This window comes from Streptomyces sp. NPDC030995 (assembly GCF_055571215.1).
Genome location: NZ_JBVIFS010000024.1, coordinates 16,907 through 42,341, shown reverse-complemented (window position 1 = coordinate 42,341; position 25,435 = coordinate 16,907). Strand labels below are relative to the sequence as shown.

General features: G+C 72.5%; 23 protein-coding genes and 2 pseudogenes. 11 read left to right on the top strand and 14 right to left on the bottom strand.

Annotation, left to right across the window (positions count from 1 at the left end; translation table 11 throughout):
- Nucleotides 1-203 precede the first annotated feature (203 nt).
- On the bottom strand, nucleotides 204-854 hold the full coding sequence (locus ACZ45T_RS28695) for an HAD family hydrolase (RefSeq protein ID WP_468446262.1): 651 nt from the start codon (nucleotides 852-854) through the stop codon (nucleotides 204-206).
- A 187-nt stretch (nucleotides 855-1,041) separates the two neighbouring features.
- Here ACZ45T_RS28695 and ACZ45T_RS28690 point away from each other — a divergent pair, with 187 nt between their 5' ends.
- Together ACZ45T_RS28690 and ACZ45T_RS28685 are read left to right on the top strand one after the other, a co-directional pair.
- On the top strand, nucleotides 1,042-1,533 hold the full coding sequence (locus ACZ45T_RS28690; protein WP_468446260.1) for a hypothetical protein: 492 nt from the start codon (nucleotides 1,042-1,044) through the stop codon (nucleotides 1,531-1,533).
- A 63-nt stretch (nucleotides 1,534-1,596) separates the two neighbouring features.
- Entirely contained in the window at nucleotides 1,597-2,166 is a 570-nt protein-coding gene (locus ACZ45T_RS28685) for a MepB family protein (protein ID WP_468446258.1), read from the top strand.
- Nucleotides 2,167-2,194: 28 nt separating this feature from the next.
- Here ACZ45T_RS28685 and ACZ45T_RS28680 read toward each other — a convergent pair whose 3' ends face one another.
- Both ACZ45T_RS28680 and ACZ45T_RS28675 read right to left on the bottom strand, forming a co-directional pair.
- Nucleotides 2,195-2,908 (bottom strand): hypothetical protein, encoded by a 714-nt coding sequence (locus ACZ45T_RS28680; RefSeq protein WP_468446256.1) that lies wholly within the window; start codon nucleotides 2,906-2,908, stop codon nucleotides 2,195-2,197.
- A gap of 110 nt (nucleotides 2,909-3,018) precedes the next feature.
- A complete protein-coding gene (locus ACZ45T_RS28675; protein WP_468446254.1) occupies nucleotides 3,019-4,023 on the bottom strand; it encodes a YwqG family protein in 1,005 nt (334 codons plus the stop codon).
- Nucleotides 4,024-4,115: 92 nt separating this feature from the next.
- Between ACZ45T_RS28675 and ACZ45T_RS28670 the strand changes: the two genes are divergently transcribed.
- The 3 genes from ACZ45T_RS28670 (at nucleotide 4,116) to ACZ45T_RS28660 (ending at nucleotide 6,880) form a co-directional block, all read left to right on the top strand.
- On the top strand, nucleotides 4,116-5,753 hold the full coding sequence (locus tag ACZ45T_RS28670) for a serine/threonine-protein kinase (protein ID WP_468446252.1): 1,638 nt from the start codon (nucleotides 4,116-4,118) through the stop codon (nucleotides 5,751-5,753).
- A gap of 152 nt (nucleotides 5,754-5,905) precedes the next feature.
- Complete coding sequence (locus ACZ45T_RS28665) at nucleotides 5,906-6,310, top strand: alpha/beta hydrolase fold domain-containing protein (RefSeq protein WP_468446250.1); 405 nt, start codon at nucleotides 5,906-5,908, stop codon at nucleotides 6,308-6,310.
- A gap of 117 nt (nucleotides 6,311-6,427) precedes the next feature.
- The gene (locus ACZ45T_RS28660; protein WP_468446248.1) at nucleotides 6,428-6,880 is read left to right on the top strand and encodes an iron chaperone; all 453 of its coding nucleotides are present in this window, start codon (nucleotides 6,428-6,430) and stop codon (nucleotides 6,878-6,880) included.
- 215 nt (nucleotides 6,881-7,095) lie between these two features.
- On the opposite strand, the gene ACZ45T_RS28655 is transcribed toward ACZ45T_RS28660, so the two are convergent.
- From ACZ45T_RS28655 to ACZ45T_RS28640, 4 genes and pseudogenes are all read right to left on the bottom strand, one after another.
- A complete protein-coding gene (locus ACZ45T_RS28655) occupies nucleotides 7,096-7,812 on the bottom strand; it encodes a response regulator transcription factor (protein ID WP_468446246.1) in 717 nt (238 codons plus the stop codon).
- Nucleotides 7,809-7,964 (bottom strand): hypothetical protein, encoded by a 156-nt coding sequence (locus ACZ45T_RS28650; RefSeq protein WP_468446389.1) that lies wholly within the window; start codon nucleotides 7,962-7,964, stop codon nucleotides 7,809-7,811. Before ACZ45T_RS28650 ends, ACZ45T_RS28655 begins: the two co-directional genes overlap by 4 nt.
- Nucleotides 7,965-8,284: 320 nt before the next feature.
- Nucleotides 8,285-8,449 (bottom strand): annotated as a pseudogene (locus ACZ45T_RS28645) (histidine kinase); the annotation flags it as partial.
- A 164-nt stretch (nucleotides 8,450-8,613) separates the two neighbouring features.
- Nucleotides 8,614-9,033, bottom strand: coding sequence for a hypothetical protein (locus ACZ45T_RS28640; RefSeq protein WP_468446244.1), 420 nt, complete (start codon nucleotides 9,031-9,033; stop codon nucleotides 8,614-8,616).
- A 158-nt stretch (nucleotides 9,034-9,191) separates the two neighbouring features.
- Between ACZ45T_RS28640 and ACZ45T_RS28635 the strand changes: the two genes are divergently transcribed.
- Nucleotides 9,192-9,527 carry a DUF4190 domain-containing protein gene (locus tag ACZ45T_RS28635; protein ID WP_468446242.1) on the top strand — a complete coding sequence of 112 codons (336 nt, stop codon included), beginning with the start codon at nucleotides 9,192-9,194 and terminating at the stop codon, nucleotides 9,525-9,527.
- A gap of 42 nt (nucleotides 9,528-9,569) precedes the next feature.
- Nucleotides 9,570-10,523: a hypothetical protein gene (locus ACZ45T_RS28630; RefSeq protein WP_468446240.1), complete on the top strand. Its 954-nt coding sequence runs from the start codon at nucleotides 9,570-9,572 to the stop codon at nucleotides 10,521-10,523.
- Between the two features lie 99 nt (nucleotides 10,524-10,622).
- Here ACZ45T_RS28630 and ACZ45T_RS28625 read toward each other — a convergent pair whose 3' ends face one another.
- A complete protein-coding gene (locus tag ACZ45T_RS28625) occupies nucleotides 10,623-12,521 on the bottom strand; it encodes an ATP-binding cassette domain-containing protein (protein ID WP_468446238.1) in 1,899 nt (632 codons plus the stop codon).
- A 426-nt stretch (nucleotides 12,522-12,947) separates the two neighbouring features.
- Here ACZ45T_RS28625 and ACZ45T_RS28620 point away from each other — a divergent pair, with 426 nt between their 5' ends.
- Together ACZ45T_RS28620 and hemC are read left to right on the top strand one after the other, a co-directional pair.
- Entirely contained in the window at nucleotides 12,948-13,577 is a 630-nt protein-coding gene (locus tag ACZ45T_RS28620; protein WP_468446236.1) for a DUF4232 domain-containing protein, read from the top strand.
- Nucleotides 13,578-13,683: 106 nt separating this feature from the next.
- Nucleotides 13,684-14,622 (top strand): hydroxymethylbilane synthase, encoded by a 939-nt coding sequence (gene hemC, locus ACZ45T_RS28615; protein WP_468446234.1) that lies wholly within the window; start codon nucleotides 13,684-13,686, stop codon nucleotides 14,620-14,622.
- A 63-nt stretch (nucleotides 14,623-14,685) separates the two neighbouring features.
- On the opposite strand, the gene ACZ45T_RS28610 is transcribed toward hemC, so the two are convergent.
- A complete protein-coding gene (locus ACZ45T_RS28610; protein WP_468446232.1) occupies nucleotides 14,686-15,207 on the bottom strand; it encodes a hypothetical protein in 522 nt (173 codons plus the stop codon).
- A 233-nt stretch (nucleotides 15,208-15,440) separates the two neighbouring features.
- Between ACZ45T_RS28610 and ACZ45T_RS28605 the strand changes: the two genes are divergently transcribed.
- Nucleotides 15,441-16,526 carry a DUF5954 family protein gene (locus ACZ45T_RS28605; RefSeq protein ID WP_468446230.1) on the top strand — a complete coding sequence of 362 codons (1,086 nt, stop codon included), beginning with the start codon at nucleotides 15,441-15,443 and terminating at the stop codon, nucleotides 16,524-16,526.
- Between the two features lie 24 nt (nucleotides 16,527-16,550).
- Here ACZ45T_RS28605 and ACZ45T_RS28600 read toward each other — a convergent pair whose 3' ends face one another.
- Both ACZ45T_RS28600 and ACZ45T_RS28595 read right to left on the bottom strand, forming a co-directional pair.
- Nucleotides 16,551-17,792, bottom strand: a complete 1,242-nt coding sequence (locus ACZ45T_RS28600) for a PP2C family protein-serine/threonine phosphatase (protein ID WP_468446381.1) — start codon at nucleotides 17,790-17,792, stop codon at nucleotides 16,551-16,553.
- Nucleotides 17,793-17,865: 73 nt separating this feature from the next.
- Nucleotides 17,866-19,242 carry a cytochrome P450 gene (locus tag ACZ45T_RS28595; protein WP_468446228.1) on the bottom strand — a complete coding sequence of 459 codons (1,377 nt, stop codon included), beginning with the start codon at nucleotides 19,240-19,242 and terminating at the stop codon, nucleotides 17,866-17,868.
- Nucleotides 19,243-19,414: 172 nt separating this feature from the next.
- Between ACZ45T_RS28595 and ACZ45T_RS28590 the strand changes: the two are divergent.
- A pseudogene (locus ACZ45T_RS28590) lies at nucleotides 19,415-20,431 on the top strand (alpha/beta hydrolase).
- 55 nt (nucleotides 20,432-20,486) lie between these two features.
- Here the strand turns inward: ACZ45T_RS28590 and ACZ45T_RS28585 are convergent.
- From ACZ45T_RS28585 to ACZ45T_RS28575, 3 genes are all read right to left on the bottom strand, one after another.
- Nucleotides 20,487-22,733, bottom strand: a complete 2,247-nt coding sequence (locus ACZ45T_RS28585; RefSeq protein WP_468446226.1) for a hypothetical protein — start codon at nucleotides 22,731-22,733, stop codon at nucleotides 20,487-20,489.
- A gap of 63 nt (nucleotides 22,734-22,796) precedes the next feature.
- Entirely contained in the window at nucleotides 22,797-23,351 is a 555-nt protein-coding gene (locus ACZ45T_RS28580) for a DUF4232 domain-containing protein (RefSeq protein WP_468446224.1), read from the bottom strand.
- Complete coding sequence (locus tag ACZ45T_RS28575; RefSeq protein WP_468446222.1) at nucleotides 23,348-25,432, bottom strand: SpoIIE family protein phosphatase; 2,085 nt, start codon at nucleotides 25,430-25,432, stop codon at nucleotides 23,348-23,350. Before ACZ45T_RS28575 ends, ACZ45T_RS28580 begins: the two co-directional genes overlap by 4 nt.
- Nucleotides 25,433-25,435: the final 3 nt, after the last annotated feature.

Genomic DNA, 25,435 nt, shown 5'->3' with positions numbered 1-25,435 from the left:
GCTCGGCATGGTTGTGCTGGTCCCGGTTCCCTTCGCCGTCAGTCAGGCTCTGGGCTGGATATAGCGTCCGGCAAGGCGGCGGTGGCAGGTGAGGGCTGCGGCCATGCCGACGAAGGCGAGGAAGTGTTCGCAGCCCGCAACCTCCGTCGGCGGCACCACCCGCCGAAACGGCACCCACAACTCATTGTCCGGCCCGGCCGCTGTCAGCCTTCGGCGATGAGGTCGGGCAGGTCGCGCATGTCGTGGAACACGACGGTGCCGGAGCCTTCGAGCCGCTCGGCCGGAGTCAGGCCGCCCGCGTAGCCGAATGCCCGCATGCCGGCGGCGCGGGCGGCTTGGACGCCGGGCCGGCTGTCCTCGACCACCACACACCTCGCCGGGTCGACACCCATCTGCCGTGCGGCGTGCAGGAACAGGTCCGGGGCCGGTTTGCCGCGGGTGACTTCGGTGGCGCTGTAGATGCGGCCGGCGAAGCGTTCGTAGAGGCCGGTGCGGCCGAGGGTGTGGCGCATCTTCTCGTGCGAGCCGCTGGACGCGACGCAGGTCGGCAGGGTGATCGCGTCGAGTGCCCCGGGCAGTCCCTCGACGGGGGACAACCCGGCGTCCACTGCCTCACGGTGGAGCTGTTCGAACCGCTTCCGCCAGACGTCGGCCGTCTCATCGCCGAGCCGGGCCGCGATCTGCTCGCCTATGGAGGCGCTGGAGCGACCGATGAACCGGTCGATCACCTCGTCCTCGGTGAGCGGCCAGCCCAGCTCCGCTCCCAACGCGACCTGGACGTGTGCCGCGATGCGTTCGCTGTCGACCAGCACTCCGTCGCAGTCGAATATCACGAGTTCAATCGGCTTGATCATTCCCGCAGCATAGAGGCCGGTCTCGTCGGTGGAGCCGGTTCCGGGGCTCATCTCGGGGCGGACCGACTCCGGACGTACGCGCGCCTGACGGCGTGACTTTTCGGCCATTTCGCGCATTCCGCGAACCGGGCGGGGACCGGGCCGCGTCGTCCGGTGCAGCCACTCAGCACGGGGAAAGGCTCAGCCGATGTCCAAGCTCTCAGCCAAGCGAACCGCCTCCCTCACCCTCGCGGCCACCGCCGTATTCACCCTCGCCTTCGTCACCAGCGCTTCCGCGGACGGATCCACGTCGAAGCCGGCCCCGGGCGCCTCGCCCGCCCCGCCCGCCCCGGCTCCGTCCGTCTCGGGCAGCCCCGAGGGCGCCTTCACCCGGATCGCCGACTTCTACGGTGCCTACATCGACGCGGTGTACGACGGAGACGGGCAGACCGCCGAGCGGCTGCGCGCCTTCTACCTCTCCCCGTCGCTCCAGGCGGAGCTGAGGCAGTGGGAGGAGACGAACCACGCGGACGGCGTGCTCCGCGCGCAGAACGTGCCGCTCAAGTGGAAGGTCACCTCCACCGGCAGCGGGATGGGCAAGACCAACGCCACCGTCACCCTGACCTGGGGCAGCGATACGACGAAGGTCTTCGTCCAGGCCGACCTGGCCACCCGGAAGATCGTGTCCGTCCGGGACTGATCCGCGCGTACGAGGGGCCGGGCCCCTGCGGGTTCCGGCCCGTACCCGTGACACGGTGAACGCATGACGACGAACCGCGCGCGCTCATCCGCTGCCCATCCCACCGCGCTCACACCGTGGTCGGACACCGCCCACGTCCACAGTGATCTCCTTGCGGCGAAGGCACTTGTCTACGACCCCTGTGGGTTCACCTGCTCGCAGCCGGTCCCCGAGGCCGAGAGCGCCGAGTACGCCGCTCACGCATTCACCCTGGACGGCCTCGCCGTCCGGTTCCGCGCGGCCAGGACGACCCCGACCAAGGTCGGCCAGTTCGTCACCGTGTGGAAGAGGTCGCCGGGCGGGCCCATCCAGCCCTTCGATGCCGCTGACCCGGTCGACCTCTTCGTCATCAGCAGCCGCGACGATCACCACTTCGGCCAGTTCGTGTTCCCTCTGCACGCGCTGCGCCGGCACGGTGTCGTCGCAGAGAACGGTTCCGGCGGGAAGCGGGCCTTCCGCGTCTACCCGCCCTGGGTGACCACCACCAACCGCCAGGCCGGCACTGCGCAGGCGTGGCAGCTGGACTACTTCCTGGACCTGTCCGAGGGCGGGCCCGTGGACTCCGCCCGCGCCGAGGCGCTCTACCACCCGTAGGGCGGCGCCGGGCGCCACCACGCGGGGATCAGGAGATCGCGTACCACTGGCTGGCCCAGCCGGTGTTGATGGTGCTCGTGGACTGCTCGGCGAGGTTCAGGGCGGCCGGCAGCGAGGTCTGACCGGTCAGGACGGTGCTGTACCGGAGATTCGGCGGCGTCAGACCGGCGTTGACCGAGATGCCGGCGCCCGTGGACTTCAAGGTGAGGGCGTTGGTGGCCCAATTGCCGTTGAGCAGGAGGGCGATGAAGTAGGTGCCGGGGGCGGCGGTGAACGGCTTGTCGAGGGCCAGCGGCTTGGCGATCGCGTCGGTCATCAGCTGGGGCGAGATGTCCGGGGTGGCCGCGACCCGGGCGCCGGTGGCGTCGTACACGCCGAGGTGGCAGTTGGCGAGCTGGGCGTTCGGGTCGATGCCGGCCAGGCCCAGCCAGATGTTCGACCAGGTGATCTCCTCGCGCAGGACGATCCGTACGAGGGTGATGCGCCCGCCGACCCCGGCGGCCGACTGGGCGGTGACGTGTCCGGCGTCATTGGGGTCGCCGGTCCACGCCAGCAGGTTCTGATCCTGAGGCCGGGGCCCCTCGAACCCGGACCCGCCGCTCTGCGGGGCCGGGGGCGTGGACGCCGCGGAATTCACCGCCTTGGGCCGGCTCTCGCCCGACGCCGTGCATCCGGCCAGGACGAGCAGGGCCGCGAGCGCGGCGACGAGGCCGGTCGTGGCGGTGGTGGTGCGGGTGCGCATGGTCCCCCCATGAGGTGCGGATGTCCGACGGTCATGATCACACGGGCTGCCGGAGGGCAACCGACCCGGCCCGACCGCCCTCGGCTCCCGGCGCCGGCTGCCGGCCCGTCCTACTGAAGGTTGAGGCGGAAGGGGTGTGCGGCGTCCACGGGGCAGGTGAAGACGCGCAGCTCACCGAACCGGCCGACGCTGAGGTCCGGGTCGTCGCCGCTGTCCATCGTGAGGAACAGTCGGGTCCGCGCACCGCAGGCCGGGCAGTCGAGCGGCTCCAGGTCCGTCAGGTGCCAGCTCGGCCAGCCGCCCGCCTTCCATCCCTCCTGGCAGGAAAGGCCGCGGTGGTACTCGGCGTCGCGGGCTTCCGCCCAGGCATCGGCCCGCGCGAGGAGCTCCTCCGAGAGCTCGTCCCCGTCCGGAAGGTCGGTCACCTCCAGCGGATCGAGGACGCAGGGCCGGGGCAGGTAGGAGGTCACCGGGTCGACCGGCGCCGGGGGTTCCAGGAGGGTGGTCACCGATGCCGCCGAGCGGTGGCGCAGTTCGACGGAGGGCCCCCAGTAGTACGACTGTCCCGGCAGGTCGGAGTGCTCCTGCGGGCACCACAGAACCTGCAGCACGTCCGTGCCCTCGGGCCAGTCGAGCGTCGGCACGTCCTGGGCGCGGAGCTGCAGGACCGCAACCAGCGGTACGCCGGGTACGGCAGGCCTCGGGACCCGGCGGATCAGCTCCCACGAGTTCATGTCGAGCGCGCCAGCGCCGTCCATGATGCGGGACTGCGTTTCGGCTTCCTCGTGGGTGACCTCGTACGCGGCGTTCGGTCTGCCCGCCCGCCGGTCCCGCATGGCGCGGTCGATCCGCTGCAAGGTCTCCCGGTCCTCGTCGGAGAGCTTCTCCCGTACCTCGACCAGGTGCGGCCCCTCGCATACGGGCCAGGGCTCCTCGGCCGGCCACAGTGGCGGACCGCCGACGTGGCTGTCGTAGGGCGTGGGCCGGCCCGCCTTCGGGCGGAGCAGGGTGGCCTCGCGCGCGTACGGGGCGAGGTCGGGTATGGCGGCGAGGAGCGCCTGGGGGCTCGGGCTCGTGCTCGTGCTCGGGATCGGGATCGGGTTCAGGGTGGTCACACGAGACACGATAGAACGGGCGCTCTAAGGTGGCCCACCGGATGGTCCGTACACTGCGGACCTGGCAACGGTCATCGGAACAGGGGGAGTCGGTGGAGTCTTTGCGGCCCGGTGACCCGCCGGAGATCGGGGGTTACCGCCTGCTGGCGCGGCTCGGCGCGGGAGGAATGGGCGAGGTGTTCCTGGCCCGGACGGCGTCCGGGCGGCCGCTGGCGCTGAAGACCGTGCACCGGGACCTGAGCCTGGAGCCGGACTTCGCCGAACGGTTCGACAGGGAGATACGCACCAACGACCGTGTGCGCTGTGCATGGACGGTCTCGGTGGTGGACTTCAGCCAGCCGGGGGCGTCGCCGCAGTGGCTGGCGACGGAGTACATCGCCGCTCCCTACCTGGGCGACTGGGTGCGCCAGTACGGGCCGCTGGCGGAACCGGCTCTGTGGTGCCTGGCCCGGGAGCTGTCGGCCGCGCTCGTCATCGTACGAGCGGCGGGGGTGGTTCACCGTGACATCAAGCCGGCGAACGTGCTGCTCGGCCCGGAACGGCCCTTCCTCATCGACTTCGGCATCGCCCGCGCCGTGCGCGACCCCCGCCACACGCGGACCGGCACGGTGGTCGGCACGCCGGGCTACCTGGCACCGGAACAGGCGACGGGCACCGTGGCATCGGCGCCGGCCGACGTGTTTTCGCTTGCCGCGGTACTCGTCTACGCGGCCACCGGACGCAGCCCCTTCCTGGCAGGCGGTGAGGAGCTTTCCCTGCCCGCCCTCCTGTACCGGATCGTTCACGACGAGCCCCTTCTCGACGGCGTGCCGGACTCGCTCCTTCCGTTGGTGAGGGAGTGCCTGGCCAAGGACCCGGACCGGCGTCCGACCGCCGAGGAGGTGCGGGCGCGGCTGGGCGCCGCCGAGGAGGAGGACTGGGCGAAGGCGGTGCCACCGGCCCTGGTGGCGGAGGCCGGCCGCCGGGAGGCCGAACTGCGGCGGCTCCTCGCCGTACCGCAGCCGCCCGGCTCCGCGCCCCGGGGGACGACGGCCCTGCCCGTTCCCACGATGCCGGTGACGGCGCCGGTGCCGGTGCCGACGGCGGCGCCCGCGTTCGCGGCTCCCGGCACCCCGCTGCCTGCCCCCGCCTCCTCGGAGCGCCGCAGTGGGTGGGCGTCCCGTCGGCCCCGGGTGCTGGGCGCGGCCGTCGCCGGGGCCGCCGCCCTCGCTGTGGTCGTCACGCTCGCGATCCGGCTCATCGGGGACGGCGACGGCGACGGCGGCAGGGCCGCGGCCCCCTCCGCCTCGACCACGCCGCCGTCTTCGTCCGCGCAGCCGTCCTCCGCGCCGTCGCTGCCGGCGGCGTGGGTCGGTACGTGGTCCGGCGTCGGGCCCGGGACGCCGGGAGCGGACGGCATCTCCCGGGCGAGGGCGGAGGAGTTCGCCGTCACGGTCACCCTCAATGCCGGGGCCGTGGGCGACGTCATCGGCCGGCAGGTCAGCGACCTCAAGGAGATCTCCACCGGGCGGAACCTGGGATGCACGGAGGCCCTCGAACTGAGGCAGGTCAGCCGGGACACCGCGGTCTTCGCGGCGGTGACCAGCCACCCGACCGACCGAGCGGCCTCCTTCGACTGCCCCCGGGGCAACCTCTACGTGCTGAGGATGGCGGCGCCGGACCGGCTGACGCTCGAGTCGGAAGGAGCACAGTCGGCCGGGGCTCCCGAGGCGCTGACGCGCCGCCCCTGAACCGGCCGGGCCGGCCCGCCTGCCCGCCGGCCCGCCGAGCAGGGCCTTGGCGATCCGGCGGAGCCGCTCAGGGCGCGCCTCCTGCGGCGGCCCTGCCGGGGCGTGTCGCCTTGATGGCGAAGTCCTTCCTTTCGACACGGAAGCTTTTCGCCGTGCCCCTGGACCCGTCCATCGCCGCGCTCCTCCAGCAGGTCTCCGGGGTCCCGAGGAGGCCCCCGAGGAGGCCCATCCCCACGGTCGATCCTGCGGAACTGCGAGAAGCGGAACGCAAGTCGAATGCCATGGTGGCGCCGAGGACGCCGATCGACGTCGGATCCGTGGGGGACGCCACGGTCCCGGGCCCCGCCGGTCCCGTACCGGTACGGGTCTACCGGCCTGACGGCAACGGGCCTGCCGCGACCGTCGTCTTCTTCCACGGCGGCGGATGGATCGTGGGAGACCTCGACACCCACGACCACGTCGCCCGCCGTCTCTGCCGCGATCTCGGTGCCGTCGTGGTCGCCGTGGACTACCGGCGGCTCCCCGAGAACAAGTTCCCCGGGGTGCGCCTCCGATGAGCAGCCATGATGAAGGAAGGGCGCCTGCTGGCTGTTGGGAGGGTGTGGTGTCAGTGCACCGGGATAAGGTCCCTCTCGAGATCCAGATCGTCACGATCCTCAACGGGGAGGTCTGCCATGAGCAGCACCGAAAAGACCACGCACGAGGGGTTCACGGCCGAGGAGCGGGCCGCGATGAAGGACCACGCCCAGGAGCTGAAGACGGCCGCGCGCCGCAGCTCGCGCGCGGACAAGGCGGCGGAGGCGGAGCGCGACGTGCTCGCGAAGATCGCCGAGATGCAGGACTCGGACCGGATCATGGCCGAGCGCGTCCACGCCGTCATCACGGCCAGCGCTCCGGTCCTCGCGCCGAAGCTCTGGTACGGGATGCCCGCCTACGCGCTGGACGGCAAGGTCGTCTGCTTCTTCCAGAGCGCGGAGAAGTTCAAGGCGCGCTACGCGACGCTCGGTTTCAGCGACCAGGCGAAGCTGGACGAGGGCACGATGTGGGCGGCCGGTTTCGCTCTGACCGAGGTGACTGCCGAGGTGGAGGTGCGGATCGGCGCCCTCGTGAAGCAGGCGGTGAGCTGAGACGGTGTGGAGCGCACGAAGTCCGGGTGCGCTCCACACTTGTATGGATCGCGACTTCTTGAGCAGCCTTTCCTACGGGTATGCCGAAATCCGGGCTCGGTGAGCAGCGGTGCTGTTGGTAGTCGGCGCGCGATCGGTCCACCATTCTGGAGACGCTGCTCAGACCGAGCGGTACCTGAGTCGGTGGCGATCGCGCGGGCCGGCCGTGTTGCGCGTCAGCCGGTGAACCCCGGCACCACCAGACCTGATTCGTACGCGATCACCACCGCGTGGGTCCGGTTCTGCGCACCGAGCTTGGTCAGCACGTTCCCGACGTGCGTCTTCACCGTTTCCAGGCTCACCATGAGCGACTGCGCGATCTCCGGGTTGGACAGGCCGGTGGCCATCAGCCGCAGCACCTCCTCCTCCCGCTCCGTCAGCGCCGCCTTCGGCAACGCCTCGGCGGAGCCCAGCGGGCGGGCGGCGACCATCCGGCGCAGGGCCGCCGGGAAGAGGATCGCCTCGCCCGTCGCCACCACGCGTACCGCCTCGGCGATCTGCCGGACCGGAAGCCGCTTGAGCACGAACCCGCTGGCCCCCGCGCTGAGCGCAGCGGTGACGTAGTCGTCGTTCTCGAAGGTGGTGATCACCACGACCTTCGGCGGTTCGGCCGGCTCGGCGAGGAGTTGCCGGGTGGCCTCGATGCCGTTGCGACGCGGCATCCGTACATCCATCAGGACCACGTCAGGGCGCAGCCGCCGCGCCTGCTCGACCGCCTCGACGCCGTCGGCGGCCTCCCCGACCACCGTGATCCCCGGCTGCGCCGCGAGCAGGGTGCGCAGACCGCTGCGGGTCACCTCGTCGTCGTCCGCGATCAAGAGTGTGACGGGGGCACTGGTAGGGCTGGCGGCGGCGCCAGTCGTGACGGCTGAGCTCGCGTCGGAGCCGGTCATGCCGAGCCCCGTACCGGCAGCCGGACCGCCAACCGCCAGTGCCGCGGCCCGTCCGGGCCGACCTCGATCTCACCGTGCAGCAGCCGCACGCGCTCGGCGAGGCCGGGCAGGCCGTGCCCGGACGTCCGGAAGACACCCGCGCCCGTACGCATGCCCGCGCCCCATTGACCACACCGAGCTCAAGGCAGTCCGGCGCTACCGCTGCCCGGACGCCGATCGGACCGCCCGTCCCGTGCCGCAACGCGTTCGTCAGCCCTTCCTGCAGAATCCGGTACGCGGCCCGGGAGAGCGTCCCCTGCACCTGCGCCAACTCGCCAGACAGCTCCACATCAAGGACCGCGCCCGCGTGCCGCAACCGGTCGAGCAGCTCGGGCAGGTCGGCCAGGGTCCGGGTCGGTGCCGTCTCCGCCTTCTCCTCGCGCAGTACGCCCAGTACGTAGTCCAGGTCCTCCAGCGCGGCCCTGGCCGACTCCTCGATGCTGCGCAGCGCGGCCCGCGCCGCTCCCGGGTCGGCACAGAGCACCTCGCCCGCGACCGCCGCCTGGATCGTGGTCGCGGTCAGTGTGTGCCCGATCGAGTCGTGCAGCTCGTGGGCCAGCCTGTTGCGTTCGGCCAGGCGCTGCTCCCGCTCGGCCATCAGCGCGAGCCGCTCGGCCGACGAAGGACCCAGGAGCCTCGGCGTCAGCCACCGCAGCACGCCCGTCACCACCACGCACACGACCGCCGCGAGCAGCAGGCAGCCGAGCGCCACTACCCAGCTCTGCCATCCGCCGTCGGGCCGCAGCGACCGGCCGAACAGACTCAGCCCGGCTTCGGCACCGAGCCAGTCCCCGGGGAGGGCATCCCCATGAGGATCAGCACGCCGCTCGTCAGCGCCCCCGTCCACCCCAGCGCCACGTGCAGCAGCAGCCAGAGGGGAGTCCGCCAACGGTCGGCGCCGGATGGCACGGCGGCAGGGTCCGGCAACGGCACCCTCAGCAGTTGGCGGGCGAACGCGATCAGTCCCCGCCGCGTGGTGCGGGCCAGGCCGACCGAGCCGATCAGTGCTGCCCAGACCAGGAGGACCAGGACGGCCTGCACTCCATAGGGAGCGGATGGCCACGCCAGTGTCGGCAGCAGTGCGAAAGGCAGCAGCGGAAGGCTCGCCAACGCGCCGCAGTAGGCGAACAGCATGCCCGAATACGTGGAGCCGCGCAGCAGCGGCCGAATTCCCTTGATCATTGTCGCCCCAGTATGACCGGGCAGCTCACCGATGGCCTCCCCCGATCGAGGGAGCACCTTCTCCCGCCTTCCCGCGATGCGCATCCGCGCCCCCGAAGCCAGGATCGTGCCCTGAACAGTTGACCGGAGGACGTCTGATGAACACGCGAGGAATAGAGATGCCGCCGCATCACACAGCATCGACCAACGGCCTGGCCGGGGCCGCCTTGGTGCTCGGGGTCATCGGCTTGAGCACGTCGATCTTCTTCATCGGCGGCCTGTTCGGCGGCATCGGCCTGATCCTGGGCATCGTCGCCCTGACGACGGCCAAGCGGACCGGTATCGGCCGGGGCAAGGCCCTCACCGGCGTAGTGACGTCGATTATTGCGATCGTGGTGTCCGTCCTGGTCGCCGTCTTCTTCGTCTGGTACGCCAACAAGACGCAGGAGTGCTATCAGCCCGACAGTTTCCAGCAGTACAAGCAGTGCGTCCACCAGCAGCTCACCGGGAATTGACCGGCGACGGGCGACTTCTCCCCAGCAAGGACGAGCATCACTGTGCGAAACACACGAATTGCCTCTCTCATGGCCGTCGGCGCCGTGGCGGCTTTCCTTTCGGCACCTACACCTGCAACGACCTCTTCTATGTCTGATGCCTCCGCGGCCAAGGACCCTCTGCGGCAGTACACGCAACAGACTCCACGGTGGCAGCGCTGCGACGCGAAGAACCCCGCCACCTATCAGTGCGCGAAACTCAAGGTGCCGCTGAACTACAGCGATCCCGGAGGCAGGAAGACTGACATCGCGATATCCCGGCTCAGGGCAAGCAGCGCGAAGGAACGTCGCGGCGTTCTGCTGCTCAACCCCGGCGGGCCGGGCCTGGATTTGCCGAAGGATGTGAAGTGGGCCCGTACGGTGGCCGCCAAGTGCCAGGCCAAGGAGGGTGACAGGCGGCGCCACCTCACCACCCGCAACACCGCTCGCGAACCCGCGCGGTACGGGCGGGGCATGTTCCGGGCGATGGCGAAGAGGGCCGAGCCCGCCTTCACGCGATGGACCCAATGGACTGCCCGGCGGCACACGACGTACCAACTGGGCCATACCCCGGCCGAGGGCAGGAAGCCGGATCCGTCCGGCGCACCCGAGCAGGTCCCCGGCCCCCTCCGGCCGGAGTCCGCCCGTGACGTCCCCCCGGACAATGAAACCGCGACCGCCTGGGCCGTCCTCTGCGCCGACACCCGCACGTCGTGGCCGCGCGACCCCGAGCAGTACCGCCGCGACGCGATCCGCGACAAGGCCCGGTATCCGCTGTCCGGCGACTTCGAGTCCAACGTCAAGCCGTGTGCCTTCTGGAAGCCGGGCAGCGAACCCAGGACAACAGTGACCAACAGGGTCCGTGCACTCATCCTGCAAAACGAGTGGGACCCGGCAACCCCCCGGCCGGCGGCCAGGCCATGCACCGGGCCGCTCACGTTCGCCACACTCCGCGCCCTACACGGAGACCCCTACTGAACGTAGCCATTGTCAACGCGATCGCGATTTGCCAACCCGCTTAACGAACTGCCTTCGTTGCCAACGAAGTCGCGGATCCTAGAACACTGCCTGAACGGGTCATCGGTCCTGGGAGAGTTCGTACAGCTCGCGGAACTGGCCGCCCCGCACGGCCACGAGCTCGTCGAAGGAGCCCTGCTCGGTGATGCGGCCGCCGCCCAGGACGATGATGCGGTCGGCGAGGCGGCAGTTCTCCATCCGGTGCGTGACGATCACCGTGATCCGGTCCTCCTTCATGTCCCGCAGACCGGAGAACACCTTGTGCTCCCCGCGCGGGTCCATCGCGGAGGTCGGCTCGTCCATGACCAGCAGGCCCGGCTTCCGGTGGAAGGCCCTCCCGCAGGCCAGCCGTTGCCACTGGCCGCCGGAGGGCTCGTGGCCGCCCCAGATCGAGCGGGCCAGGAGCGTGTCGAGCCCGTCGGGGAACTCCTGGACGGTCGTCCGCATGCCGACGGCTTCCAGGGCGTCCCACACGGCTTCTTCGCCCCGCTCCGCGTCGGGCTGGCCGAGGGTGATGTTCTCCCGTGCGGAGAACGGCCAGTGGCCGTAGTTCTGGGTGACCAGGCCCACGTGCCGCCACGCCGTGCGCTGGTCGGCGTCGGAGGTCGGTACGCCGTCCCAGGCGACGGTGCCGGACGTCGGGGCCGTCAGCGAGGTCAGCAGCCGGATCAGGGTCGACTTCCCGGCGCCGTTCTCCCCGATGACGGCGACCACCTCGCCCCGGGACAGGGTGAGGGAGACCGGCCCGAGCGCGGGCGTGTCCTTGCCCGGGTAGGTGTACGTGGCTTCCTCCAGCCGGATCTTCTCCGGGGCGGAATCCATCACCTGGGGGCCGCGCGGCCCGGACTGCTCGGCGGCCTCCTTCACGAACGTGGCGTAGTCGCCGAGGTAGAGCGCGTGCTGGAACATGGCCGCCCCGTACACGACGAGCGAGCTGAGGGCGGCGGTGGAGGTCCGCATGGCGACGATCGCGGTGCCGGCGGCCGCCAGCGCCATGTACCCGCCGACGACGAGGCCGGCCAGGGCCCCGTAGGTCGCGACGACGAAGACGCCGGAGGCGGTGGCGGCGATCAGGTACACGGTCAGGTACCGGGGTGCCGAGGACACCATCTTGGAGTCGATGCGCTCGCAGACGGCCGCGTACCAGTGGTGGGCGTACGGCCGCATGCTGTTGCCGCGCAGCTCGTCGGCCAGCTTGGGCGTGGTCAGGTGCCAGCGCATCATGTGCTTGATGTTCCGGGCGGCAATGGTCTGGTTGTGGAGGGTGTAGTCGAGGCGGGCGGCGTAGACCGATCCCAGGCCGCGCGGGACCACCGACAGCAGGAGCAGCGGCAGAAGGGCCGGGTGGACGACGGCGAGCACCGACGCCACGGCCACCATGTCGATCAGACCACCCGTGAAGCCGAGGGCGTCCTGCAGCAGCATCGAGGAGCGCGCGGAGCCGGTCTCGGCGGCCTCGGAACGCTCGGTGAAGTCAGGGGCGTCGTACGCGGCGAGCTCGACGTCCATGTGGGCGTCGACCATCGCCAGGTCGGCGAGGGTGGCCATGCCCGGAGTCAGCCGGCGGGCCGCGCTCCCCGACGCGATCGAGGACAGGGCCCCGAGGGCGGTCATCAGGGCGGCCACGGCCAGGGGCCAGGCGGCGCCGGAGACGCGGTCCTCGACCCCGCCGCCGTTCAGCAGCGGGACCATCGCGCGGGAGACCGCCGCCAGCGCCGCGGCGGTGCAGATCCCGCCGAGGACCTGGGCGCAAACGAGTACGTGGAACGCGCGGCCGTTGACCGCGAGGGCGAGGCGGGCCGTCTGCGTCAGCGCGGCGGGAACGCGCCGGGCCATCTGCCGCAGTGACAGCGACTCCATGGTCCGGGTGTGCTTGCTGTGCTGCCCCCAGGTGTACTTGAACTCCGGTGGGGCGGGCGGTGCGAGGGTCTTCGATTTCCCGGCCGGGGTCTCGGACATGCTGCTGCTCCTTCAACTGGGCTGTGATGGAGGCCGGTTCACTCGTCCGCGGGCATGGCGGGGAAGCCCGGCTCCGCGGTGTGCGGAGGGGCGGTTGCGGGCCGAGGGAACTGGGGGAGTGAGTAGAGCGCAGCCGGGCGGTCGGAGCAGCGGGATCTGGCCGACCTCGCGGTGGCGGGGCCCTTGGCGTGGCAGATGATCGCGTCCGGCCCCCGCCGGGGTTCCGGGGCCACGGGGACGGCAGGTTGGCCGGAAACGGCCGGTGCGGGGGGTATGTCACCGGAATTCGCTTGCGGCCTCCGAGCCCCTCTTCCCGGACCTTTGATGTCGGTTCGGCAAGAGACCGTCACCAAGCTGTGAAGCTTCCGCGGGACGCTGGTGTTCCGCCTGGCGCATTTCGCGCTTCTCATTCAGGGGAGCAACACGATGAGCAACGCACGCAGAACCGCTGTCGTCCTCGCCGCCGTATCCGCAATGGCCGTCCTGACCGCCTGTGGGCCCACCGAGGACGACGCGTCGGGCGGGTCCGGCGCGCCGACCGCCGGCCCGACGAAGTCCGCGGCGCCGACGAAGCCGACGAAGCCGGCGAAGCCGTCGGGGTCCCCGGGCAAGGGCAAGACCTCGTCGCCCGATCCCGACTTCGACGTCTTCCCGTGCGGCACGAACGACCTGAAGTTCACGGCGACCCTCGCGGAACCCACGACCAGCAGCTACCTGCTGAAGATCACCAACAAGGGCACCAAGGCGTGCAAGGCGCTGGGCCACCCGGTCGTCACCTTCGGCGACCTGGACGGACAGGCCACGGAGCGGGGCAAGGCCCCCGGCATCGAGGACGCGATCAGGCTCGCCCCGGGCGAGTCGGCCTACGCCGGGCTCATGGGCGGCGCCAACGACGGCACGGGGAAGACCGTCAACTCGATCGCGATGACCATGAACACCGAGTCCGATCTGGTACAGACGCCGCTCAAGGCCTCGACTCCCGGGCTGTACGTCTCGCCCACGAAGAATTCCGTGACCGCGTGGGTCGACAACGCGGAGGACGCGCTCAGTTTGTAGGCGCCCCTCCGGACATCCCTTGGTGACATTCTGTCGGAAACCGCATGGTTTCGAGGGAGCTAGGCTTTCGGGTCAACGTGCGTGCGCAAGCGGGGAGTTGACCTGAATGAATGACGTGATCGTGGTGGGCTCACGGGCCAGCGCGCTTGCGAAGAAGCAGGCGCGGGAGTGGCTGGAGCAGATCCGGCCCGCCGTCCCCGGCGTGGCGTTCAAGCGGCGTCTGGTGACCGAGGGCGGGGACCGGGACCGGGTGACCGCCACGCTCGCGGAAGTCGCCAAGACCTCCGGGGGTTCCGCGTTCTCCACCGACCAGGAGCGGGCCCTGGTCGAGGGAGAGGTCGACGTGGTCGTGCACTCCCTGAAGGACCTGCCGACCGCCGTGGCCGAGGGCACGATCCTGATGACCACCCCCGGGCCGCGCGAAGACGTGCGCGACGTGCTGTGCGGGTCCGCCCTGGACGACCTGCCGCAGGGCGCTACGGTCGGCACCGGCGCCCCGCGACGGATCGCTCAGCTCCTTCACCTGCGGCCCGACCTCAACGTGGTCCCGATCCGGGGCAACGTGCCCACCAGGATCAAGCTGGCCGGCCGTGCGGGGATGCACGCGGTGGTGCTGGCCGCAGCGGGGCTGAACCGGCTGTCGATGATGCCCGCGGCCGACCGCAGCCAGGTCTTCGACCCGGCTCTCTTCCTCCCGTCGCCCGGGCAGGGCGCCCTCGGCATCCAGGTCCGCACCGGCTCGAAGGCCGCCCGGATCCTCGCAGGTACCGGAGACGAACACGTGGACGCCTGTGTGCGGGCGGAACGCGCCCTGCTCGCCGAACTCCACGGCGGGTGCTCCGTTCCGGTCGGTGCGTGGGGGCGCATCGAGTCGGACGGCCTGCTCCACCTGTCGGCGGCCGTCACCTCGCTGGACGGGACCACGCAGGTCACGGCCTCGGGCGCGGGGCCGGCGGACAGCCCGGAGAAGCTGGGGGCCTGCCTCGCCGACGACCTCCTGGCCCAGGGCGCGGCGGACGTCCTCACCGCGATCCGCACGCCCTGAACGCCGGGCCTCCGTGGGGCGGGTGGCGCCGCGGCTCCGGGACGGGAGCTGCGGCACCCGCGGTCAGGCCCAGGGCTGGACAACCGCGGCGCAGGCTGCCCAGAGGGGCAGGACCAGCAGCGCGGCGAACCCGTCGTGCCGGACGCGGGAGTACCAGCGCCTGCCGCGTTCCGTCAGCCGTCCCCGGCGCAGCGCCGAGCGGGCGATCTCATGGCCGGCCTCACGGGAGACGCACAGGGCGGCGGGGAACGCCGCGACCGTCACGGTGAGGTACCCGGACAGCTCCGTACGGGGCAGGAACAGCCCGCCCACAAGCACGAGCGCGGTGATCACGAACCAGGCACCCGCCCGGAACCCGAGCATCGACATCGCCTGCACCCACAGGGCCTCGGACTTACCGCTGATCCGTCCGGCGGGCGCGGCCGCCGTCGCCCTCATGGCCTCCTCCGTCTCCGCGAGTTCCCGCGCGGCCTCCGCGCGGTCGCCCCGCGCCGAGACCAGGAGGAAGGCGAGGGTGATCGTACGGTCGGCCCACTGGAAGGGGCTCTTGGACGGGACTGCGCGCTTCGATTGCTCCGAAGGCATGCCCGCTCCTCTCGATGTGGGGCCGGGGGCGGCGCGGCACTCCGTACCGCCCCGCTCCCCGGCCTGCCCTGATCAGCGGCCCCGGTGGTGGTGGTCCTTCCACTCACCGTAGAGCGAGTAGCCGGTGCTGTAGTTGCGCGCCCCGCGCCGAAGGTCGCCGCCCCGGCGATGTCCATCCGGCGGGAATCGGCGATTCCGGGACGGTGCCGTGCCGCGGTTGGGAGGATGGAGGCATGGATCGTCGAGGTATGGGGCCGGGTGGGCCGCGGCCTGTGGTCGTGCGGCTGCCGGTGGAACCGGTGGAAGCCGCGGTGGAAGCCGACGCGGTCGACGCGTTGGCGCGTGCGGGCAAGGTGGTGGTGCGCGGCCCGTTGTTCGGGGTGGCCGCACAGGACGCCGGGGACGGGCCGCGGTGGCGGGTGGTCGTCGAGGTGACGGCGGGCTGCCCGCAGCTGGCGCGCGATTCACTGAACTCGAAGTTGTGGTTCCAGGCGAAGGACCAGGCGCAGGACAGAGCGGAGCGGCGCACCCTGCTGGCGGCGGTTGCCCGGCTGGAGACCGAGCGGGTCGACGAACTCGACGTGGCCGGGACCCGGTACCGGATCGTGCGCGCCGAGGAGTACGCGGTCCAGGGCCCGGGCGGCATGGAACAGCCGCGCCCGACCGATCCGGAGCCCCCCGTCCCCAACTGGGACCGTGCGGTCAGGGATCCGGGGATCGACGACGACCTGGTCCTGGACCCGGACGCGCCCCTCACCCCCACCCAGGCCGTCGAGCAGCTGGCGCGGCGCGGCCTGTGCTACGCCGGTGAGCGCTTCCCCGAGGATGTGCTCGCCGAGGCGCGGCGGGCCCTGGAGACCCACCCGGATGTCCTGCTGCTGCCGGCGACGTTCACAGTCGTGGAGCGGGGCGCGGGCGGCTGGAGGCCGGTCAGCGGCCCGCACCCGAGTACGCACGCCGCCCGCAAGTCGCTGGACTTCTCCCTGACCTGGATGTGGCCGCGCATGCACGGCCACATCCCCGAGGGCACCGGCCCGCACACCGACGCCCGTACCTGGGTGGCGGACGGCGGGGCGTCGGCCGGGCCGCCGCCCGCGGAGCTGGCCGCGTACGCGGAGGCCGCCGACAGGCTCCGGGCCGGGCGCGTCAACCGGCTGGAATTCCAAGGCACCGAGTACCGGATCGTCCGCACCCGCCGCCTGCTGCGCTGGGGCCCCGACGGGCCCGAGGGGCCGCGCCCGTCCGACGTCAACAGCCAGGACCCCACCCGGATCCACCTCGCACTCGACGAGGACGGCCGCGTCGTCCCGGAGGGCTGACCGGTAATACGGGAAGATCGTCCGTCACAGGCGGAGGATGACCAGGGCCGTGTCGTCCGTGACGCCGGCGGGCGGGGCGAGATCGGTCAGCAGGGCGTCGGCGAGCGTGTCGGGGTCGGCGGTGCGGTGGCGCGCGAGGGCGTCGGCGAGCCTTTGGAGGCCGGTGTCGATGTCCTCGCGGCGGCGTTCGATCAGGCCGTCGCTGTAGAGGACGAGGGTGGAGCCGTCAGCGAAGGCGGTCCGGGCCTGGGGGCGGCCGGCGTGCTCGGGCCGGGCACCCAGCGGGGGGTCGGTGGCCTGGTCGAGGAAGGTGACGGTGCCGTCGGCGTGGCAGAGCGCGGGCGGGGGATGGCCGGCGCTGCTGTACGTGAGGGTGTGGCTGTCCCAGTCGATGAAGACCAGCACCGCGGTGGTGGACTCGGCGCCGTCGATGGAGCGCGCGTACAGGTCGAGGACCTCGAGGGCCCGGGCGGGTCGCTCGGCGACGCGCGAGGCGGCTGACAGGGCGCTGCGGAGCTGGCCCATGACACCGGCCGCGCGCAGTCCGTGGCCGACGACGTCACCGACGGCGACAGCCGTCCGGTCGGGCAGGTCGATGAGGTCGTACCAGTCGCCGCACACGTTCAACGCCCCGGCGGCGGGCCGGTAGCGTACGGCGGCCTGGTGGTGGCCGAGCGGGTGGGGCGCGGGCAGCATCGCCTCCTGGAGGTGGAGCGCCACCTCGCGTTCGCGGGCGTGGGCCCGGCGCAGTCGCTCGTTGACCTCCTGAAGCTCCCGGCCGCGTGTGTAGAGCTCGGACTCCAGGACCTGGGCGCGGCCCCTTCCGTTGGCGTCGCCGCTGCCGGCGTCGCGGGCCCGGATGAGTTCGGTGACCTCTTCCACGCGGTGCAGCAGCAGCGCGACGGTGCCGTCGGCGGCGAGGACGGGGACGTTGACCGGACTCCAGTACCGCTCCTGCCACACCCCGGGCCGATCGGGGTACTCCACGTCGTAGCGCTGCAGGGCCATGGTGTCGCGCTCCCCGGTGGCCGCGACCCGTTCCAGGGAGGCGCGCAGGTTGCGCATGCCGGTGGCGGCCGGATCGGTGGGGTTGTCGGGGAAGACGTCGAACAGATAGCGGCCGATGACCTGCTCGCGCGTGCGGCCGGACATGGACAGGAAGGCCTCGTTGGCGTCCACGTACACCAGATCTGGGGTCAGGAGCGCGGCCGCGCCCGGCAGCGCGTCGAAGACCGCGTGGTAGTCGATCCCGGATCCGTTCACGATCCACCCGTCCGCGCGCTACGTGCCGGTCATGAGGTTGCTCCCACGATAGGTCCGACCACGCTGGGCAGGCTGGTCACGACCCTCCGGGCTTCGGCCGTTCGGCCCCTTTTGAGCTTGTCGGGCCCGCGGCGGTGAGGGTGGCGGAGGTCGGGCCGTCGGGGCGGACGACGAGGCCGTACGCGGCGCGGGTGGGCACGGAAGGGAACCTCGGCGTGTGGGCGGGCAGCAGGTGTTCGAGGAGGACGATCGACTCGCGGAGGGCGAACTGCTGGCCCAGGCAGGCGCGGGGGCCGATGCCGAAGGGCAGGTAGGCGCCCGGACGGCTGGGGCGGCGGCCGGGGACGGTGAAGCGCCGCGGGTCGAAGTGTCCTGGGTCCGGCCACAGTTCGGGGTCGCGGTGCGTGAGGTAGGGGCAGACGAGCAGGTCCGTTCCCGCTTCCACGGTGTAGCCGGCCAAGACGTCGTTCTCCGTGGCGTGCCGGGGCATGAGCCAGGCGGACGGGTAGAACCGCAGCGTCTCGCTGACCAGCGCCTGGAGGGCCTCGCGGCGCTGGGGTGAGCCCGCGCCGCCCGCCGCGAGAGCCTCCTCGCGGGCCGCGGGGTGGCGGTCGAGGAGCAGGTAGAGCCAGGTCAGCGTGGTGGCGGTGGTCTCGTGGCCGGCGACCAGCAGGGTGACGAGCTCGTCGCGCAGGAGTTGGTCGGTGTACTCGGGACGCTCGGTCGAGGCGTCGACCAGTACCTGCAGCAGACCCGGGCCGTCGGGGCCGGGGGCTCCGGCCCGGGCGGCCGCCACCGCGTGCCGGGCGACCGCGTCGATCCTGGACAGGTCGGCGGCGACGGCGTCCCGGGCATCGACGGCATCGGCGGGCAGGGACGGCAGCGCGGCCACCACGGTGGCGACGGCGGTCAGTTCGTGCGCGGTGGTGGCGTCGAGGGGATGTCCGGTGAGCGCGCGCCAGATGGTGTCCAGGGCGAAGCGGCGCATCTCCTCGCCGACGTCGAAGGTGCGCCCGGTGCGTGCGTGGTCGGCCCACTGCTCGGCCGTGGCGCGGGCCGCCCCGGTGATCCGCTGTTCGTAGCGGCGCATCCCCGCTGCCGTGAACTGGGGCTGCAGCAGCCGTCGTTGCCGCTTCCATGCCTCGCCGGTCGCGGCGAGCACGCCGTCCCCGATGAGCAGGCGGGCGCGGTGGGAGCGTTTGACGTACCGGTCCGGATGCAGGGCGAGCACGTGCTGGACGGCCTCGGGCCCGGTGACCAGGACGGTGGGCCGCGGCCCGAGCCGGAACGCCGCAACACCACCGAGCTGCTCGTGCACTTGGGTCAGCAGGTCGACGAGCTCGCCTCCGCGGGCGCGCCACTGCTCCACGCGGGCGGAATCCAGTTCGGGGACCGGCCTGCCCGTTGTGGCCCGCTGCGGGGCGATCGGCCTGCTGCTGGCGTCGGTGGCCACGAGTCTGCTCCTGTCCGGCTGTGGGGCCCGGTGCTCGGGGGTGCGTCGGCATCACGGACTGTACGGGGACAGGCGTGCAGAGTGACAGTCCGCATCGGGTTCGCGGCGGGATCTGTTCGGCTGTCGCGCATCCGGCGGCAGCCGCCGCCCGGCAGGTGATTGACTACTCCGTATGGATCTCGCGCGAGCGCTGCCCACGCCCCCTTTCGACCCCGAACTGAGCGTGGCGCTGGCGGCTTTGGGGGACGGGGAGAGAGAGCCGGTCACCCCCGAGAACCTTGCGGCCCGGCAGGAGCGGGATGCCGCGGCCCGGCCCAGGCCTACGGTCCAAGACCTCCAGGCCGACGGCCGCTTCGAGGTGGCGGAGCTGCGCGTACCGGGGGCACCGGGAGGGCAGGACGTCACGCTCGTGAGCGCACGCCCCGCCGGGACCACCGGCCCGCTGCCGCTGCTGTACTACATGCACGGCGGCGGAATGATCATGGGCAATGCGTGGTCCGTACTTCCGCAGCTGCTACGCGAATGGGCCCTCCCGCTGGAGTTGGCCGTCGTCTCGGTCGAGTACCGGCTGGCACCGCAAGCGCGCTACCCCGGACCGGTGGAGGACTGATACGCCGGATTCGTCTGGGCGGCCGCGCACGCGGCCCGTCTGGGCATCGACGCGGACCGCATCATCGTCGGAGGCAAGAGCGCCGGCGTCGGGCTCGCCGCGTCACTCGCCCTGCTCACCCGCGACCGGGGCGGGCCCGCCCCGATCGGGCAACTGCTCCTGTGCCCGATGCTCGACGACCGCAACGACACCTTCTCCAGTCACCAGATGGCCGGCGTCGACACCTGGGACCGCACCTCCAACGCCACCGGGTGGCAGGCGCTGCTGGGCGACCGGTACGGCGCCGCGGACCTGCCGCCCTACGCGGCTCCCGCCCGCGCCACGGACCTGTCCGAGCTGCCCCCGGCCTACATCGAGGTCGGGTCGGCCGAGACCTTCAGGGACGAGGACGTGGCCTACGCCAACGCCCTCTGGCAGGCCGGCGGCCAAGCCGAACTGCACGTGTGGCCCGGAGCCTTCCACGGCTTCGACACCCTCGCTCCGGGGGCGGCTCTCAGCCAGGACGCCCGCAACGCCCGTTCCCGCTGGCTCCGGCGCATCCTCACACCGTCCGGTGCGAGCAGCGCACCCGCCTGCTGAGCACGGACCCGCCTGCCGAGCACGGACCCGCTTGCCGAGCAGGGACTCGGCGCCGTCACAGAGGACGCCCGGACCTCCGCTCCCAGGCCTGCGCGAACATCTCGTGCAGGGGCGCCGCCGGCAGGATCCTGCCGAACGGGGAGCGGATCTTGTCGTCCCGCAACCGGCGCACCTCGTGCGCCGCCAGCTTCACGGTCTCCAGCGGCAGGTGCGGTGCCTTGAGCTCCGTCCAGTCCCCGGGCAGGAACAGCGTCCGGCCCGCCCGGGCCCGCTTGGCCTCCACCACCGCGCCCGTGCCGAGCAGCTCCGTACGGACCTCCGCGTGCCGCTTGGCCGTCCAGCCGTTCCACCGCCGCACGTTCCGGTCGGTGGGTGCGGCCAGCGTCGCCAGCTGGAGGTACAGCGCCGCCGCGTCCGCGCCGACCCCGAGCTCCTGCCCGACCCGCGTGATCAGCTCCGGGCAGGACTGCCTCGGATCCGCCTCGTACGCGCCGGCGGGCACCGCCCCCGAGCGGGCCCGGCGCATCATCCGGTCCAGCCCGCCCCCGGGCAGCAGTGGCGCCACCCGGTCCAGTGCTTCGGCGAGGCCGGTGATCTCGCGCATCCGCCGCCACACCTCGGGCCCGGCGACCGCCGAGGGCCGCAGGAAAGCGGCGCCGCCGGGCGCGCACACCACCAGCGGCCCGGAGTCGTACGCGGTCACCGGCGCCGCGCTCCCCTCCTTGTGGCGGTCCATCGCCACCGGCAGCCGCCCGGGCCCGAACCAGGTGGAGGTCACCCCCGCCACCCCCGGCAGCGCCCCCTCCGCTTCGTCGGGACCGGTGTCCGCCGCGAACTGCGCGTACACCGACTCCAGTGCGGGCCAGGCCAGTTCTTCCGGCAGACCGGCCGCCAGGGAACGCCTCAGCGCGCCCGCGGCCCCCGCCCCGGCGAGGGCGTCGGCGATCCCGCCGAGCGCCGCCACCGTCGGCCGGTCCAGTACGGTCTCCAGCTCGGCCACGGCCTCCTCGGCCCCCGCCATGCCGCCGCCCGCGACCGTGTCCACGAGCTTGCCGACCCGCGCGGCGACCTCGCGGGCGATGCCCTCGTTGCCCGGCAGCAGCGTCACGGCCGACCCGGGCCGACGCTCGCGGGCCAGGGACCGGCTCGGCTGGAGATCCGCGTGCACCCTGTCCTCCAGCCGGGGGCCGAACACCGGGTCGGCGGCCAGCGCGGCAAGGTCCCGCCGCGACCGCTCGCCCCAGAAGCGCATCCGGACCTCCGGGCCCGGGTCGACGACCGCGACCCCGGCCGCCAGAGCGGCGTCCAGCACGTCCGCGTCGAAGCCCTGGTAATGGTGCCGGGTGGTGTGCACCGACACCGGGACGCCCGCCGCTCGCAGCCGTGGCCCCAACCGGCCCACCAGGTCGAGGAATTCCACCGGCAGCGGCTGCCGCCCGACCCCGCCGCCGGCCTGGGCCGCGTACTGGTACATGCGGACGAAGTGTCCGACCCAGTGGTGCAGCCCGCCCTCCGGCACCACCCGCCCGGCCTCCATCGCCTCCGTCGCGCCGCAGCCGATCAGCATCCGCAGCCACGGTCCGCCGTCGGTGACCCCGTCCGGGAAGACCTCCACCAGGCCGGCCGCGACCGTGTCCGACGGCGGATGGGCCGTCAGGACCGGTTCCGCGGCGGCCAGCAGCGCGTCCGGCACCGTCTTCTTCCGGGTGACCGACAGGATCGCGCCCACCAGCCGCGCGACCTCCTCGTCCCCGTGCCCGGCCGCCTTGGCGCAGGCCCGTACGCGGCGCACCAGATCCGCCGGCAGGTCCGCCGGTGAGCCCGCCCACGCGGTCAGGAACGCCTCCAGGGCCGCGTGCGCCGCGGCCGGCTCCAGCGTCGCGGCGAGGAACCGCTGATGGGCCCCGAATTCCTTGGCCGGCATGGCCCCGCCCGCGGCGAACAGCAGCGCGTTGGCCCGGCGGTAGGCGGGATCCACCGGCAGCCCGTGCTCGGCCTCGGCCGCGCGCGCAGCCGCGTAGGCCCGCCCGCCCGGCCTGCTCCCGTAACCGATCAGCCGATGTCCCACGGTGTCCCAGAACCACGGCAGGTGCGCCGGCGGCAGCCGCCGCGCGCGCGTCGCCATCGTGTCGACGAACCTGCCGGGCTTGGTCCGGGACCGGCCGAGCTCGGTGCGCATGTCCTCGATCAGGCCGCGCGCGGTGCCGGCCGCGTCCGGGTCGTGGGCGGCGACCCAGTCGGCGTAGGTGGTCGAGAGGTGCGTACCGGTGGCGGGCAACAGGGCATCGAGCGAGACGATCATGTCCCGGATCGTCGCACGCCCCACCGACACCACCGGGAGGGAGGTGTGGAGCACCTCAAGGGGTCAGGAACCGTCGGCGTGGAAGGCCGTGGCGCGCACGGTGGCGCCGCAGAGCGCGAACTCCCCGCCGTCGTCGGGCGCCAGCTGGAGCCCGCTCCCTGCCACACCCAGCACGATCGAGGGGGCTACGGTCGGCTCGGCCCCGGAGGCGCAGTATCCGTCGGCCTCACCGAGCACCGGGGTGAAGGTGAGCCGGACCGAGGCCCGGCCGCCGACCGCCAGTTCCACGACGGGCGCCGGTCCCTGACGGACCACGTCCAGGGGCTTGTTGCGGTCCGGCGAGCCCTGACCGGCGAGGGCCACGGTGGGAAACCCCTTCAGGACGCACGCCTTCGGACCGTCGTTGATCACGGTGATCCGCACCTGGCCGCCGCCGATCCGCTGCGCGCTGTCCGCGATGAGCTGCTCGCCGGCACAGGACGCGGCGGGCGAGGGCCGTCCCGTCTCCCGCGCCTCGGCGCCCGTACCGGCGGACAGCAACAGACCGCAGGCCAGGGCACCCGCCACGAGCCACAGGGACGGGGCCTTGGCCGCGCCGCACCACGCCGTGCCCTTCATGGGGTCTCCTCACGATGAGCGGCCCCCTGCGTGCCGATGCGGGCGACGAGGAGGGCGATGTCGTCGTCGGCGGATGCCGGTACGAGGTGGGCGATCAGGGTGTCGCACAGGTGGTCCAGCGGTTGCCGGGGTTCGGTGAGGAGGCTGGTGAGTTCAGCCAGGCGTTCGTCGATGTCGCGGTTGCGGGCCTCGATGAGGCCGTCGGTGTAGAGGACGAGGAGGCTGCCAGGGGGCAGGGTGATGTCGGTGGTGGTGAAGGTGATGCCGCCGACCCCGAGGGGCGCGCCGGGTGGGGTGTTGACGATGTGGACGGTGCCGTCGGGCCGGGCCACGGCGGGTGGCGGGTGTCCGGCGCGGGTGACGGTGCAGTGGCCGGTGGCCGGGTCGCAGACCACGTAGAGGAAGGTGGCGAGCATCGGCTCGGCGAGGTCGGCGAGCGTGGCCTCGAGTTGGTGGAGGAGGGCCGTGGGGGGCATGTCGAGGCGGGCGAGGGCGCGGACGGTTGCGGAGAGGCGACCCATGACCGCGGCGGCCGCGATGCCGTGGCCCATGACGTCTCCGATGATGAGGGCGGCCCTGCCTCCGGTGAGGGGAAGGACGTCGTACCAGTCGCCACCGACCTCGTTGACATCGCTGGCCGGCAGGTAGCGGTGGGCGATCTCGATGCCGGGGGGCGGGGTGACGTGCTGGGGGAGCATGCTGCGCTGGAGGACGACCGCGGTTTCGTGCTCGTGGAGGTAGAGGCGGGCGTTGTCGATGCTGATGGCGGCCCGGGCGGCGAGTTCGCCGGCGAGGGTGACGTCGTCGGACCCGAAGGGACCGAGGGGCCGGGTGCGGTAGAAGGTGGCGACACCGAGGACCAGGTCCCGGGCGATGAGCGGGACCATCATGAACGAGTGCACGCCCTTCTCGAGCAGTTGGGCGGGCTTGGGGGAGTGGCGGGCGGCGGCGGCCACGGCCCGGTCGTCGAGATGGGCGATCAGGAAGGGCTGGCGTGCCGCGAGGGCCTGGGTGTACGGGGCGGCCGCGGGGAAGATGAGGGTGCGGCCGAGCGGGGCGAGGATCCGGGTGACGGCCGAGCTGCTCAGCGGCGCCTTGCCCAGGCGCCGCAGCGCGACGCCCCCGGCGAGTCCCGGGCCCGGTTCGTTGCCGCTGGCGAGGGAGTCCAGGACGTCGACGGTGACGGCGTTGGCGAGGTGCGGGACGGCGAGGTCGGCGAGTTCCTGTGCGGTGCGCTCCAGGTCGAGGCTGGCGCCGATGCGCGAGCTGGCCTCGCTGAGCAGGGCGAGCCTGCGGCGGCCCTGCTCGGCCTCGGTGTGGTCGCGCTCCTGGGTGGTGATGTCGAGAAGGGAGGCGATGACGCCGATGGGGCGGCCGCCGGGGTCTTCCACGCGTACGTAGGAGCAGGCCCATACGCGGTCGTGTTCCGGGTCGGCCGGCGTCCGGCCGGTGCGGCGGCGGTCCAGGACGGGCTCGCCGGTCTCCAGGACCTGGTGCATGGCCTCCTCCATCTCGCCGGAGTTGACCTCGGGGAGTACCTCGGCCAGGCGGCGGCCCACGTGGGCGGACTCCGCGAGGCCGTTCATCGCTTCGAGTGCCGGGTTGACCTGGAGGAATCGCAGCTGGGTGTCGAGGACGGCGATGCCGACGGGTGAGCGGGCGAACAGTCCGTCCCACACCGCCGAGGATCCCCGGATGCGGCGGGCGGCGTGGGCGTCCGCGGCGAAGACCAGGACGGCCGAGGCGCCGTGGCGGCGGTCGGGGACGGGGCAGGCCCAGATTTCGAGCTCCAGGGGGTGACCGTTGCGGTGCCAGGCGGTGACCGTGCCCATCACCCCGCGTCCGGTGGCGGCCGTCTCCCACAGGGACCGGCCCAGGCTGCGGTCGGCCCCCGGATGGAGCAGATCGGCGATGTGCCGCCCGATCACCTGGGGCGGGGCGTAGCCGAGGAGCTCCTGCGCGCCGTGGTTCCAGCGCACGATCATCCCGTCGCTGCTGGTGGCCACCAGTGCCACCGGCAGGGCGCCCAGCCACCCTCCGGCGTCCTGGGCGGCGCTGCTGATCAGGTCCTCGAGCGGCATCCC

Bases quoted from the DNA above. Each gene is read 5' to 3' on its own strand.
- ACZ45T_RS28585 (WP_468446226.1), bottom strand. From the start codon at position 22,733: ATGATCGTCTCGCTCGATGCCCTGTTGCCCGCCACCGGTACGCACCTC.
- ACZ45T_RS28635 (WP_468446242.1), top strand. From the start codon at position 9,192: ATGCCGCCGCATCACACAGCATCGACCAACGGCCTGGCCGGGGCCGCC.
- ACZ45T_RS28695 (WP_468446262.1), bottom strand. From the start codon at position 854: ATGATCAAGCCGATTGAACTCGTGATATTCGACTGCGACGGAGTGCTG.
- ACZ45T_RS28580 (WP_468446224.1), bottom strand. From the start codon at position 23,351: ATGAAGGGCACGGCGTGGTGCGGCGCGGCCAAGGCCCCGTCCCTGTGG.
- ACZ45T_RS28655 (WP_468446246.1), bottom strand. From the start codon at position 7,812: ATGACCGGCTCCGACGCGAGCTCAGCCGTCACGACTGGCGCCGCCGCC.
- ACZ45T_RS28625 (WP_468446238.1), bottom strand. From the start codon at position 12,521: ATGTCCGAGACCCCGGCCGGGAAATCGAAGACCCTCGCACCGCCCGCC.
- ACZ45T_RS28680 (WP_468446256.1), bottom strand. From the start codon at position 2,908: ATGCGCACCCGCACCACCACCGCCACGACCGGCCTCGTCGCCGCGCTC.
- ACZ45T_RS28690 (WP_468446260.1), top strand. From the start codon at position 1,042: ATGTCCAAGCTCTCAGCCAAGCGAACCGCCTCCCTCACCCTCGCGGCC.
- hemC (WP_468446234.1), top strand. From the start codon at position 13,684: ATGAATGACGTGATCGTGGTGGGCTCACGGGCCAGCGCGCTTGCGAAG.
- ACZ45T_RS28620 (WP_468446236.1), top strand. From the start codon at position 12,948: ATGAGCAACGCACGCAGAACCGCTGTCGTCCTCGCCGCCGTATCCGCA.
- ACZ45T_RS28605 (WP_468446230.1), top strand. From the start codon at position 15,441: ATGGATCGTCGAGGTATGGGGCCGGGTGGGCCGCGGCCTGTGGTCGTG.
- ACZ45T_RS28685 (WP_468446258.1), top strand. From the start codon at position 1,597: ATGACGACGAACCGCGCGCGCTCATCCGCTGCCCATCCCACCGCGCTC.
- ACZ45T_RS28575 (WP_468446222.1), bottom strand. From the start codon at position 25,432: ATGCCGCTCGAGGACCTGATCAGCAGCGCCGCCCAGGACGCCGGAGGG.
- ACZ45T_RS28660 (WP_468446248.1), top strand. From the start codon at position 6,428: ATGAGCAGCACCGAAAAGACCACGCACGAGGGGTTCACGGCCGAGGAG.
- ACZ45T_RS28640 (WP_468446244.1), bottom strand. From the start codon at position 9,033: ATGATCAAGGGAATTCGGCCGCTGCTGCGCGGCTCCACGTATTCGGGC.
- ACZ45T_RS28610 (WP_468446232.1), bottom strand. From the start codon at position 15,207: ATGCCTTCGGAGCAATCGAAGCGCGCAGTCCCGTCCAAGAGCCCCTTC.
- ACZ45T_RS28650 (WP_468446389.1), bottom strand. From the start codon at position 7,964: ATGCGTACGGGCGCGGGTGTCTTCCGGACGTCCGGGCACGGCCTGCCC.